The sequence below is a fragment of the Maribacter sp. BPC-D8 genome (assembly GCF_035207705.1).
Lineage (GTDB): Bacteria > Bacteroidota > Bacteroidia > Flavobacteriales > Flavobacteriaceae > Maribacter.
The window spans coordinates 1,406,284-1,420,244 of sequence record NZ_CP128187.1; the positions used below are offsets into that span (position 1 = coordinate 1,406,284).

10 protein-coding genes are annotated in these 13,961 nt (G+C 34.2%); 5 read left to right on the plus strand and 5 right to left on the minus strand.

The window, feature by feature from the left end:
- Window positions 1-380 precede the first annotated feature (380 nt).
- The 4 genes from QSV08_RS06400 to QSV08_RS06415 all read right to left on the minus strand — a co-directional run bounded on the left by QSV08_RS06400 (window position 381) and on the right by QSV08_RS06415 (window position 6,434).
- Entirely contained in the window at window positions 381-1,337 is a 957-nt protein-coding gene (locus tag QSV08_RS06400; RefSeq protein WP_324027575.1) for a sterol desaturase family protein, read from the minus strand.
- 108 nt (window positions 1,338-1,445) lie between these two features.
- On the minus strand, window positions 1,446-1,874 hold the full coding sequence (gene mscL, locus QSV08_RS06405) for a large-conductance mechanosensitive channel protein MscL (protein WP_324027576.1): 429 nt from the start codon (window positions 1,872-1,874) through the stop codon (window positions 1,446-1,448).
- An 8-nt stretch (window positions 1,875-1,882) separates the two neighbouring features.
- Window positions 1,883-4,543: a DNA gyrase/topoisomerase IV subunit A gene (locus QSV08_RS06410; protein WP_324027577.1), complete on the minus strand. Its 2,661-nt coding sequence runs from the start codon at window positions 4,541-4,543 to the stop codon at window positions 1,883-1,885.
- Window positions 4,544-4,568: 25 nt separating this feature from the next.
- Window positions 4,569-6,434 (minus strand): DNA topoisomerase IV subunit B, encoded by a 1,866-nt coding sequence (locus tag QSV08_RS06415; protein ID WP_324027578.1) that lies wholly within the window; start codon window positions 6,432-6,434, stop codon window positions 4,569-4,571.
- A 237-nt stretch (window positions 6,435-6,671) separates the two neighbouring features.
- Between QSV08_RS06415 and QSV08_RS06420 the strand changes: the two genes are divergently transcribed.
- Together QSV08_RS06420 and QSV08_RS06425 are read left to right on the plus strand one after the other, a co-directional pair.
- Window positions 6,672-7,577 carry a DnaJ C-terminal domain-containing protein gene (locus QSV08_RS06420; protein WP_324027579.1) on the plus strand — a complete coding sequence of 302 codons (906 nt, stop codon included), beginning with the start codon at window positions 6,672-6,674 and terminating at the stop codon, window positions 7,575-7,577.
- Between the two features lies 1 nt (window position 7,578).
- Window positions 7,579-7,872, plus strand: coding sequence for a chaperone modulator CbpM (locus tag QSV08_RS06425; protein ID WP_324027580.1), 294 nt, complete (start codon window positions 7,579-7,581; stop codon window positions 7,870-7,872).
- On the opposite strand, the gene ychF is transcribed toward QSV08_RS06425, so the two are convergent.
- On the minus strand, window positions 7,869-8,963 hold the full coding sequence (ychF, locus tag QSV08_RS06430) for a redox-regulated ATPase YchF (RefSeq protein WP_324027581.1): 1,095 nt from the start codon (window positions 8,961-8,963) through the stop codon (window positions 7,869-7,871). The two genes, QSV08_RS06425 and ychF, sit on opposite strands and share 4 nt — an antisense overlap.
- 202 nt (window positions 8,964-9,165) lie before the next feature.
- Here ychF and QSV08_RS06435 point away from each other — a divergent pair, with 202 nt between their 5' ends.
- The 3 genes from QSV08_RS06435 to QSV08_RS06445 all read left to right on the plus strand — a co-directional run bounded on the left by QSV08_RS06435 (window position 9,166) and on the right by QSV08_RS06445 (window position 13,947).
- Window positions 9,166-9,744 carry an RNA polymerase sigma factor gene (locus QSV08_RS06435; protein ID WP_324027582.1) on the plus strand — a complete coding sequence of 193 codons (579 nt, stop codon included), beginning with the start codon at window positions 9,166-9,168 and terminating at the stop codon, window positions 9,742-9,744.
- A 57-nt stretch (window positions 9,745-9,801) separates the two neighbouring features.
- Window positions 9,802-10,815 carry a FecR family protein gene (locus QSV08_RS06440; RefSeq protein ID WP_324027583.1) on the plus strand — a complete coding sequence of 338 codons (1,014 nt, stop codon included), beginning with the start codon at window positions 9,802-9,804 and terminating at the stop codon, window positions 10,813-10,815.
- 429 nt (window positions 10,816-11,244) lie between these two features.
- Window positions 11,245-13,947, plus strand: a complete 2,703-nt coding sequence (locus tag QSV08_RS06445; RefSeq protein WP_416382055.1) for a TonB-dependent receptor — start codon at window positions 11,245-11,247, stop codon at window positions 13,945-13,947.
- Window positions 13,948-13,961 lie beyond the last annotated feature (14 nt).

Below are 13,961 nucleotides of genomic sequence, written 5' to 3' on the forward strand. Positions count from 1 at the left end.
CTATCAACTCTATAATTCTCAAAAGTAGTCTTAACTATTGATCCTGTTATCATCATGTCTATTGCATCTAGTAGGCAGTCTGTTACATCAATCTAAGCTTAGTATCTATAATCTTAAGACCCTTGTTCAGCACGTGGCTATGAACTTCACTGAAGAAACAATTTTTAGCATTCGATAGCGGCTGCATCACTGATAAAAAAAGCATTAAAGAAATACATACAGTAAAAAAGAATAAAAACGTGTAACCGAAATAGAAGATTAAAAACTTCTTACAACTTCAAAAAAAAAAGCTCCAATTAAGCAAATGCTTAATTGGAGCTTTTTCATTAATACTATCAGCTTAAAATGATATACAAATCTAATTAAGCTCTTTTAAGACTTTAATTAGGTCTATCAAAGGTAACACCAGGGTTTGCCTGTTTCTGCTCCTCAGACAATCGCTGTTGTTGCTTTACAGTCATAGTACTACCGTCATGACTCCACCCCGGAGGACCGAATATGTACATTAACTTGTGACTTAGCTTTTTTGATTTTTTAGTATCTGCCCAAATATCTTTAAACTCATGCGTAAGAATTACTATAGGGTTGTTAGAGTTTGGAGCATGAATAACACCAAATTTTACATCAATATTTTCATCATACTCTTTCCAAGTTCCAAAAATCTTATCAAAGAAATTTAAAAATCCACCGTGATTCTTATCTAAATACTCCACATTCTGAGCGTGGTGTACCTGGTGCATTGTATGCGTATTAAATATTTTCTCAATGAATCCCATTTTTGGAACATATTGCGAGTGTAATTGAAACTGCCAGAAAGACTCAATCGCTAAACATACAACCACCATCTCTACAGGAAAACCGATAATCGGCATCCAAACATAGAAAAAAGGCTTGTACAACAAAGTGAACCAACCATTACGAATAGCAGTACCAAGATTAAAGTTATCTGAAGAATGATGCACTATATGTGCCGCCCATAGAATACGAATTTCATGATTTGCTCTGTGAAACCAATAGTACGTAAAATCATCTGCTAATTGACAAAGCAACCAAACATACCAAGCATAGCCGAACGACTTATACCCCATAATATTAGTTCTTACACCATCAACCATTGGGTTAAAAAACTCATAAGCATATTCAAAAAGAACAACTAATAAAATTACTTTTAATAAAGGACCGATAATGGCAGATCCAATTCCCATAACACTACTGGCAGCAAAATCTTTCCAATCATAAAGATCATCATCTCCATGAGTTTTGCTGTAAGTCAATTCTAATAAAATAAAGGCAATAAAGGCTGGTGCGCCATACACCAGGGGGTTAGTGAAATCCATTAATTGAAATTTTTTGTAAAGGTAGTTATAAAAGCAATTATTCTTTGAATTTGTCTAATCTTAACATTCTATCTCACGATAAGACATCTCAATAATTAAACAGTTTAATTACTTTTTGTTTTTAAGTATAGCATTTTGCTCTTTCAACAGCTGCTCCATACTAGATAATAAGGCAATATTTTTAGGAGTTTCCACTTCTTTGTTTGATGGATCTTCAGACTTCTCTTTAAACCTATTTATAAATTTTACCATTACAAAAATGGTAAAAGCTATTATTCCGAAATCTATTAATGATTCAATAAGTTCACCATAACCAATAGCCACTTCTTCTGCTGAATCTGCCGCTTCTCTAAGAATCCACTTTTTATTTGATAAGTTAACATCGTCTGTCAACAAAGAAAGTGGCGGCATAATAACAGCCGAAACAATTGTGCTAACAACTTTATTAAATGCTGTACCAATAATGATACCGACAGCCAAATCTATCATATTGCCTTTAATGGCAAAATTCTTAAACTCTTCGAAAAATTTTTTCATAATTCCGACTAATCAAATAATGTTGGCTCATCTGCAGATGCACCGTCTTCATCTTTAGAATTCTCAGCATCATCACCAGATGCTAGAGATTCTTCATCTACAACTTCAATATTTTCAACTTCTTCAGGAACCTCTGGTTCATAAGGCAAAGGATCAAGAAGATTGATGTTTTTAACCTTTTCTGTAATAAATTGATTACCTAAAGCTTTAATACCCTTAATCGATATAAAACTCTCGACTTCAACAGATTCATTATCTTTAGCTTCTTTACCTCTAGGCTTAGGGAATTCAATTTCAACCATTGGTTTCCAATCTGTAGAAACAAGCTCTAAGTATGATTTCGGATGCTCTGAAATAAACAACTCCTCTTTGTTTTCACTTTCAATCAAAAACCTTTTAATATAAAAGCGTTCTTTTTCACCTTCCCAATAAATAGCAGAAATTGGTTTCTCTGGTATCCATTTCTCTAACACGATCATATCATCATCGAAATGAGAAGTTAGTACAGGTAAAAAGGTTTTTACTATTCCTTTCTGATTAATAACCATTAGTAAATCATCACCTTTAAATTCCCCTAGCAATTCTCCCCTACCATCAACATTTAATCTACGTACTACATCATCAAACCAAATCTTTCTTGGCTTCAGTGTAGACACTCCTTTTTCTTTTAATTCAATTCGCTTAACAGAGTACTTGGTTACAATATTACCTTTCGAAGCTCTTCCTTTAATCAAAACATCAGAAAAGTCAATGTCCCATTTCAGTTTCTTAACACTGCCCACTTGACGAAGCAAAACGGTTATAACTTCAGCCTCACCATTAGGGTTAGCAGAGAAATACAACACCTGGGAACCAGCTTTACCGGTAGTTAAATCGTACTCTCTATCTCTAGTGATACTGGTAACATTAAAACGCTTAATATATGTAGCACCACCTTTACCGTCCTTATAAACAAGGTTATAGGTGGTACGCTTATCTTTTTTCTTGAATACTGCAACATGAATGATTCCTTTGCCTACAAATATTTTAGAATCCACTTTTGACACCATCATCTTACCTTCGTTGGTAATCATAATAATATCATCTATATCGCTACAATCAGTAACATATTCATCTTTCTTTAAAGATGTTCCCACAAATCCCTCTTCTCTATTTACATAGAGTTTGGTATTTCTAATCGCAACCTTAGTAGCTTCAATATCATCAAAAACTCGAATTTCGGTTAAACGACCTCTGTCTTTACCGTAAGTTTCTTTAAGATTTTTGAAGTAGTTAATCGCGAATTCAATAAGATTAGCCAAATGATGCTTGACCTCTGCAATACGCTCTTGCAAGCTCTCTAGGTGCTGCTGAGCTTTATCTAAATCAAATTTCGAAATTCTTTTAATTCGTATTTCGGTAAGTCTAGTTATATCTTCTTCAGTAACCGCTCGCTTTAGGTGCTTTGTAAATGGCGCTAAACCTTTATCGATTGCGGCTATTACACCCTCCCAAGTTTCTTCTTCTTCAATATCTCGATAGATACGATTCTCAATAAAAATTCTTTCAAGTGAAGCGAAGTGCCATTGCTCTTCAAGTTCTTTAAGTTGAATTTCGAGCTCTTGCTTCAATAATTCTACCGTAGAATCGGTAGACCTTCTAAGCATTTCTGTAACCCCAATAAACAAAGGCTTGTTATCTTCAATAATACAACCTAGCGGAGAAATAGAAGATTCGCACGCTGTAAAAGCATACAAAGCATCGATGGTTCTATCTGGAGAAATACCAGAAGGAAGATGAACTAAAATCTCAACATCTGCAGCGGTATTATCCTCAATTTTCTTGATTTTAATCTTGCCTTTCTCATTAGCCTTTAAGATAGATTCTATTAAACTACCAGTATTAGTACCGTAAGGTATTTCATTGATTACTAGTGTATTCTTATCTAACTGAGATATCTTTGCCCGAACCCTAATTTTACCACCTCTGAGTCCGTCATTATAATTCGTAACATCAATAATACCTGCCGTCGGAAAATCGGGATAAATCTTAAATCGCTGTCCCTTTAAATGTTTAATAGAAGCATCAATAAGCTCAATAAAGTTATGAGCCAACACTTTGGTAGATAAACCTACAGCAATACCCTCTGCCCCTTGAGCCAATAATAACGGAAACTTTACCGGTAAGTTTACAGGCTCTTTTTTTCTACCATCATATGACATTTGCCACTCGGTAATTTTGGGACTAAATATAACTTCTAAAGCAAATTTAGAAAGTCTAGCCTCAATATACCTAGATGCAGCAGCTCTATCGCCGGTAAGAATGTTACCCCAGTTACCTTGAGTATCTATTAAGAGGTCTTTCTGACCAATTTGAACCATGGCATCTGCAATACTAGCATCACCATGTGGGTGATACTGCATGGTATGACCAACTACATTAGCCACTTTGTTATAACGACCATCATCAAGCTCTTTTAAAGAATGCATGATACGTCGTTGCACAGGCTTGAATCCGTCTTCAATAGCAGGTACCGCTCGTTCTAAAATTACGTAAGATGCGTAATCTAGAAACCAATCTTTATACATGCCAGAAACCCTGGTCAGTGCCTCAGATGAGTCAATATTATTACCGTTTTCTTCGGAAAGGTTTTCGTTTATTTCCTCGTTCAAATCGTCATTTTCCTCCATTCAGAAGCAATCGTATTAATCTAGTTTATACTACTTTATCTTTTATTAAATCAACCTCTACTTTAAGGTTTTCAATTATAAATTTTTGTCTATCTGGTGTATTTTTTCCCATGTAAAAACTCAACAGGTCTTCAATAGACATTGCCTTATCAAGCATAATAGGTTCTAGCCTTATATCTTCGCCAATGAAGTGTCTAAACTCATCTGGTGAAATCTCTCCTAGACCCTTAAATCGAGTTATTTCTGGTTTCCCAGTTAATTTATTTAGCGCATGCTGACGCTCTTCATCACTATAACAATAAATCGTTTCCTTTTTATTACGAACTCTAAACAAAGGCGTCTGTAAAATATAAAGGTGATTTTCTTTTATCAGTTCTGGAAAAAATTGCAAGAAAAACGTAATTAACAATAATCGAATATGCATACCATCTACATCGGCATCTGTTGCTATTATTATGTTATTGTATCGTAAATCTTCAATAGACTCCTCTATATTCAGTGCAGCTTGCAATAGATTGAATTCCTCATTCTCGTAAACAATCTTCTTAGACATGCCATAAGAATTTAATGGCTTTCCTTTAAGACTGAATACCGCTTGCGTGTTTACATCTCTTGATTTAGTAATAGAACCAGATGCTGAATCACCCTCGGTAATAAATAGCGAACTTTCCAACCTTCGGTCATGCTTTATGTCACCTAAGTGAACTCTACAATCTCTAAGCTTTTTATTATGAAGACTTGCCTTCTTCGCTCTGTCTCGAGCTAACTTACGAATACCAGAAAGTTCTTTACGCTCTTTCTCAGCCATTATAATTTTTCGCTGAAGCTTATCTGCCGTATCGGTATTCTTATGGAGATAATTATCTAAATATTTACCTATAAAATCATTAATATAGCTTCGAACAGTTGGCAGCTCACCACCCATTTCGGTAGAACCAAGTTTTGTTTTTGTTTGACTTTCAAAAATCGGCTCCATAACTTTTATAGCAATCGCCGAAATAATTGATTTTCGAATATCTGAAGCTTCATAATTTTTACCATAAAAATCACGAATGGTTTTTACGATTGCTTCTCTAAATGCAGCTTGATGCGTACCGCCATGTGTTGTATGCTGACCGTTTACAAAAGAATGATACTCTTCACTATATTGAGTTTTACTATGTGTAATAGCTACTTCAATATCTTCTCCTTTTAAATGAATAACAGGATAAAGCATATCATCCATATTATTATTATCCTCAAGTAAATCTTTTAGTCCGTTTTCAGAATAAAATTTTTCTCCGTTAAAAACAATCGTTAATCCCGGATTTAGGTATACATAATTTTTAAGCATGCGTTCCACATACTCATTTCTATATTTATAATTTTTAAAAATTAATTCATCAGGTATAAAAGTAACCTTGGTACCTTTTCTTTTACCCGTTTCTTCAGGGCCAACTTCGTTCTCTAAATTACCAGAACTAAACTGAGCCGTTTTTAATTGATTGTCTCTAGAAGATTGAACTTCAAAAAAACTGGACAAGGCATTTACAGCTTTGGTACCCACACCGTTCAATCCTACAGATTTTTTAAAAGCACGACTATCATACTTACCACCAGTGTTCATCTTAGAAACTACATCGACAACTTTACCTAATGGAATACCACGACCGTAATCTCGAACTTTAACCACTTTATCTTTAATAGATATATCAATGGTTTTACCAGCACCCATTACAAATTCATCGATACAGTTATCGATAACCTCTTTCAGTAGAATATAGATACCATCATCTGCAGACGAACCATCTCCCAATTTACCGATATACATACCAGGTCGTAATCGGATATGTTCTTTCCAATCGAGCGAGCGTATATTATCTTCAGTATATTGAGTAGTGTCTTGGGACATTTAAAAAAGTTTAAGAAAGTTGCGTTAAAGATAGCACCACTCGGCAAAAGATAAAACACCTATCTGTTAAAGTAATTAACAATAAACAGACCTTCTTTGTTGATAGCTATAGTGAGTAACATATTTTTTCTAGAAAAAGACATAGTAAAAATTATGAAAAAATTTATTTAAAGAATGATATACGTCATAGGAATAATTTATTCCTTTTTATACCTTTAATGTAGATTTTGAATACTTATGGATTTTATCGATTATTACAAAATTCTTGAAATTGACAAGAAAGCTACGCAGGCTCAAATTAAAAAGGCATATCGAAAATTGGCGCGAAAACTTCATCCGGATCTAAATCCGAATGATAAAACCGCACAAGAAAAATTTCAACGTGTAAATGAGGCCAATGAAGTTTTAAGCGATCCTGAAAAAAGAAAGAAATACGACCAATATGGTAAAGATTGGCAACATGCCGATGCTTATGAAGAAGCAAAGAAAAATCAACGTAGTTCGTCAGGCGGTAATAGAAGAAGTTATTCTAGCGCTGGCGGATCAAATGAAGATTTCTCTGATTTCTTTGAATCTATGTTCGGTGGAGCTGGCGGAGGTTTTAGTGGTGGCGGGCGACAAAGGTCCACACAATATAAAGGTCAAGATTTAAATGCGACATTAAAGTTAAATTTACTTGACGTTCTTGAAGACCAAAAACAAACACTTGATCTTGGTGCTAAAAAAATTAGAATAACCATACCTGCAGGCGTTGAAGATGGGCAAACTATAAAAATTTCTGGCTATGGCGGTGAAGGCGCTAATGGCGGACCAAAAGGAGACCTCTACTTAACATTCGAAATTAATAACAACACAAACTTTCAAAGAGTAAAGAACGATTTATATAAAAATGAATCTATCACCTTATATGATGCCATTTTAGGTAGCTCAATTGAAGTAGAGACTTTAACGGGAAAAGTGAAGTTAAAGGTAAAACCCGAAACCCAAAATGACACTAAGGTGAAGCTAAAGGGAAAAGGTATGCCAGTTTACAAGAAAAAAGGTGTTCATGGAGATTTATATATTACCTATAAAGTAACTATGCCTACCAAACTTTCAGAAAAAGAAAAAGAATTATTCAAACAACTTTCAGAATTACGATAATATGAATTCAGAAAATTACATACAAATAGAGGTGTATTGCGAACGAACACAAACTCCGATAGAATTTATAGATGATCTTTTAGAGTTCGAAATGATCGAGGTACAGGAAATTGAAAACAAAACATATGTTGAACCGCAATACCTTGTTGAGATAGAACGTATATATAGGTTGCGAGAAGACCTTGGTATAAATATGGAAGGTATAGACACCTTAAACCATATGATAAAAAAAGTCAACCGATTAGAGCAAGAATTAAAACTACTTCGAGATCGGTTGACTATATATGAACATTAAACGTTAAAACGGAAATGCATTACATCACCATCTTTAACGATGTATTCTTTACCTTCTACCTTCATTTTACCGGCTTCTTTCACTTTTGATTCACTACCAAAAGCCACATAGTCATCATAAGCAATAACTTCTGCCCTAATGAAACCCTTTTCAAAATCGGTATGTATAACACCTGCAGCTTGTGGTGCAGTTGCGCCAACAGGAATTGTCCATGCACGAACTTCTTTAACACCTGCAGTAAAGTAGGTCTCTAATTCTAATAATTTGTAAGCTCCACGAATAAGTTTAGCAGAACCAGGTTCTTCTAAACCCAAGTCTTCTAAAAACATTTGGCGCTCCTCGTAAGTCTCTAGCTCCGTAATATCAGCTTCGGTACCTACAGCCAAGAAAATTACTTCTGCATTTTCAGCAGCTACCATTTCTTTTACTTTATCAACATAGGCATTACCAGATACAGCAGCATCTTCATCAACATTACAAACGTACATTACTGGTTTATCTGTAATAAACTGAAGCGGCTTAACAAACTCAAGTCTCGATTCATTATCGATTTTAATAGCTCTAACAGAGGTACCCGATTCTAATCCAGTTTTTACGGCAAGTAAAACAGCTTCTTCCTTTTGTGCATCTTTATTACCAGTTCTAGCTGCTCTTTTTACTTTTTCTAATTTCTTATCTACAGTCTCCAAATCTTTCAATTGAAGCTCCATATCTATTGTTTCCTTATCTCTAATAGGATCTACACTACCATCGACATGTACGATGTTATCATTATCAAAACAACGCAATACATGTAATATAGCATCAGTTTCACGAATATTTCCTAAAAACTGATTCCCTAATCCTTCACCTTTACTAGCGCCTTTTACTAAACCAGCAATATCAACGATTTCTACAGTAGCAGGTAATACCCTTTCTGGAACCACCAACTCTTCTAGTTTTTCTAATCGTGCATCTGGCACGTTTACAACACCTATATTAGGTTCAATTGTACAAAAAGGAAAATTTGCACTTTGCGCCTTAGCGTTAGACAAACAATTAAAAAGTGTTGATTTACCTACGTTTGGCAATCCTACGATACCTGCTTTCATAATTAAGAATATTTCAAGGATGCAAAGATAGTTTTTAGTTACAGATTTTTCATTCAAATTTTCATCAATAACTATAATGTAATTTTTATACAATTTATTTAAATTAAAATCAAATTTTTTAGCTTGACGACAGTTAAAATATTGTTTTTTAACATATTTTAAGAAATAATTCTTACATTGGCAGTAGAACATGTAAGAATTTATGGAACTTCATTCAGATGAAACTATATGGTATTTTTTTAAAAAGGGCGAATCCCATGGGTTCAGCTTACTTTTTAAAAAGTATTATCCGCAATTACATGTGTATGGCTTAAAGTTGAGCAATAGTCAAGAGATTACAGAAGATTGTCTGCAAAACTTCTTTATTCAACTATTTGAAAACAGAGAAAAATTAGGACACATAAATAGTCTAAAAGCCTACCTGTTTGTTTCTTTTAAAAGAAGACTCATAAAACAGTTACAAAAGAATCAAAATAATATTCCTATTTCAGAGGCTCAGCTATTTAAAACCAATTTTACTTTTTCGTCTGAAGAAATATCGATCAAACAAGAAATTCAATTTCTTTGCACCTCTACCCTAGCAAGCCTTATTAATCAATTATCACCTAGACAAAAAGAGGTTATCTATTTAAAATATTACAGTGGCATGAACAGTTCAGATATCGCCGAAGTAATGGACATGAACTACCAAAGTGTTTTAAATACATTACAAAAAGCATTAATAAAACTTCGCATAGCATCTGAAAATCAGCAGATTAAATCTATTTTGAAAAAAAACTAAAAAAAGTAGGGTATATTTTTAAGAACTAAACCTCTTACTAATGGAACACTTTACTTTATGAACAACAATAATAAATTCGACTTAGATTATTTCCTTTCGGATGCATCATTTAAAAACTGGGCAAAAGGCTTAAATAAAAATGATATCGCCTATTGGAATAATTGGATACAAAACAACCCTTCACATATTGAAGCTGTAGAGAATGCCAAGTCTATTATTATTGGCATCAACTTCAATCAACAACACCCTAGTAATGAAAAGGTAAACGAAGCTTTAGCAAATGTTTTAACAAAAATAAAGTTAGAACCTACACCAAAGAAAATTCTTAAAAAAACACATACTGTAAATAGTTCGCTTCTAACTGCTGCAGCCGCAGTATTACTAATTCTTATAAGCTGGACAAGTTATTCGTTTCTAAATAATGAAACTACAACCATACACAAAACCAATTTTGGTGAAATAATTGACTTAAAATTACCAGACGGCACTTCTGTTGTGCTTAATGGAAATTCTGAAATTTGGTATGAAAAAGACAATCCGCGTCTTATTAACCTAAAAGGAGAAGCATACTTTAAAGTTAAATCTATACCAAGTACCAATGCAAAATTTTGGGTAATTACAGAAGATCTTAAGGTAGAAGTACTGGGCACACAGTTTCATGTAAATACTAGAAAGCAGAAAACAAATGTGGTGCTTGACGAAGGTTCTATTCATTTAGAATTAAAGAACGGAGAAATCACCAAAATGATACCGGGCGAAATAGTTTCTTTCTCAAATGAAAGTAAAGAACTGACCCATAAAAAAGTAGATATCAAAACCCCATACGCCTTATGGCGTGGAGGCACTTATGCTTTTAACGAAATTTCTCTAAAAGAAGTCATGTTCAATCTAGAAGCTACTTATGGTCTCGAAGTCGAATTTGAAACTGAAAAACTAAAGAGTTTACCTCTTTCTGGTGGTATTCCAAATCAGAATTTACAAATATGTATAGCCGCAATAGAAAAGGCTACAGGAACAAGAATCATTAAAAAAGGAAAGATATTACGCGTGCAAGAAAACCCTATTTATTAACTAAACTATTTATTTATGAGAACGAACAAACTAATGAAATTGCTGCTTGCAGTAATGCTTTTTTCAAGCATCACCAGTGCAACGGCAGCCAATGAACTCAAAGAAAACGTGACCCTAAGCGATTTTCTTAACGAGATCAGTGAAAAACACGAAGTGTTTTTCACTTACAACCCTACACTGGTATCAAGCACCAGTTTAAATCCTGAGGAGTACAAATTCCCAGTATTAGACAAGATTATTAATAAATTAGAACGCAAAACAAGTTTTGATTTTGAATATCTTGGCAACAAGTATTATGTGGTTTACCACAAAAAGCCAGAAAGGGCTAAAATTCTTAAGATTAATTCTGTAAACAATGGCATTACTGCTTTGACTTTGAATGAAAAAATTCAAAACAGTATTACCGGTAAAGTAACAGATGACTCTGGAATGGCTTTAGCAGGTGTAAATATTATCGAGAAAGGTACTACTAACGGTACTACTTCTGATTTTGATGGTAACTATACTATTAATGTAACCGATGATACAAAATTAGTATTCAGTTATATTGGTTTTGCAACAAAAGAAGTTTCTACAGCCGGAAAGAATACGATCAACGTACAACTATCTGAAGGTATGCAACTGGACGAGTTTATTGTTGTAGGTTCTCGTACTGCACCTAGAAGTAATGCAGACACGCCTTTACCAGTAGATGTTATTGGAGCTAAAGATTTAAGTTCTACAGGTCAAGCTACTTTTGACAAAGCATTACAGTATAAAATACCATCTTTTAATACGGTACAAACTCCTGTAAACGATGCGACATCTTTATTAGACCCTTATGAAATTAGAAACATGGGTCCATCTAGAACATTAATATTAATTAATGGTAAGCGTAAAAACTTAAGTGCCTTATTATATACACAGACATCTCCAGGTCGTGGTGAAACAGGTGCTGATATTTCAGCTATACCTACAGATGCGATTAAAAGAGTTGAAATCTTACGTGATGGTGCTTCTGCACAATACGGTTCTGATGCAATTGCTGGTGTAATGAATATTATATTAAAAGATTCTCCTAACGAAGGTTCTGCTACTATTAGAACAGGAATCACTTCTGAAGGCGATGGTGAAATGTTCGGTGTTGCTTTAAACAATGGTTCATCGATCGGTGAAGACAAAGGCTTTGTAAATTATACTATTGATTTATCTAAAGTAAACCAAGCAAACAGACCAGGTACCGTTGATGCTGCTGGTGAAGCTGGTGATTTCGGCGCTGACATTGCAGATGTTCAAGAGTTTCTCTCAAGAACACCAGACGCAGGGAATATTAATGGATCCCCAGAAACTGCTGCTGCTAAATTCTCATTGAACATGGGTTATGAATTAAGTGAGAACACATCAATGTATGGAAATGCAGCATATGTTTATAAGGCTGTAAATAGTTTTGCAAATTACAGAACTCCTTATTGGAGAACTGTTGAAGATTTTCCATATTTGGCTGATTTTTTCCCAGGAAACAATCCAAACACTGCAGGTGGTTATGATGGTTATGTTCCAACATTTGAAGGAGAGCTTAGCGATTATAATGCAACAATTGGTTTTAAATCAGTTATAAACGATTGGAATATTGATGCAAGTTTTACAACTGGTGGAAACACTCAAACATACAAGGTGAACAATACTCACAACAGAAATGTTGTTTATTCTCCGTCAGTATTTATAGATGCAAATGGAAATGGTTCTGTAGATGATGGTGAAATTACTGAGGGTTCTGAGCTTTATAGAGAAAACAGTCAGCAATCATTTGATCCAGGAGGAACTAGATTTTCTCACAACGTTGGTAATATTGATATTTCAAGATTACTATCTGACAAAGTGAGTATTGGTGTTGGTGCTGAATTTAGAACAGAGACTTTTGAAGTTATTGGAGGTGAATTAGCTTCTTATGATGGTGGTGGTGCAGATTCATTTGCTGGAGCCGCTCCTCAAAATTCAGGTAAGTTCAACCGATACAATGTTGGTGGGTACTTAAGTTTAGATTATGATGTTACCGATGCTTTTTTATTAAGCGGTACTGTTAGAACGGAGAACTATTCTGATTTCGGAAACGCATTCGTATACAAGTTTAGCTCACGTTATAAATTCAGTGATGCTTTCACATTAAGAGGTTCTATTTCTTCAGGATTCAGGGCTCCTACCCTACACCAAATCTATACGCAAAAAGCACAGTATAGTTTTGTACCTGGTCAAGGTATTCAAGTTGGTGGTTTGATTAACAATGTATCTACTCAGGCAAAATTATTGGGTATACCTCAATTAGATGCTGAGACTTCTACAAACTACACTGTTGGGTTTGGTGGTAAAGTTGAAAAATTCAGCTATACCTTAGACTACTATAGCATTTCAGTAAAAGATAGAATTGTTCTAGGAAATGAAATCGGAGGTAGTGGAGATCCTACAAATCCTTTAGATATTCTTTTAACAAACAACAACTTAAGTGATGTAAGTTTCTTCTCTAATGCAATAGACACGAAGACTTCTGGTATTGATGTGGTTCTTGCTTATAAAGGAATAACTATTGGTGACGGAAACTTAGACTTGAATTTATCTGGTAATTATACAATTCAGAATGAACTTGATGGTCCTGTAAATGATATTGACTTAGTTGCCAATTCAGGTCAATCTGTGGTAAACCAAACACAAGAAGCTTTATTCTTTACTTCAAGACCTAAGACTAAATGGATTTTAGGAGCTAATTACGAAATAAATAAATTCGGTTTTTCTTTAAATAATACATTATTTGGAAAAACTAGCTTTTTTCAACAAGGTTTAAGTACTGATGCAAATGGTAATTTCAACCTTGGTACTGAATTTGACCCTAAAGTAGTTACTGATTTAGGAGTTAATTTTAGCGCTACAGATAAATTGACAATTGCACTTAACATCAACAACTTGTTGAATGTATTACCTGAATGGAACTTTGTTTCTCAAAATGCTGCAGGTGATGCTATATTAGCAGATCCAGCACAGACGATGAACCAGTCTAACTTGATTACTTTCAACCAACGTTATTCTCAAATGACGTATGATGGGTATCACTTTAGCCAATTAGGTACTATGTTCAACCTATCGTTGAATTATAAATTTTAGTTTGATTTAGTTTT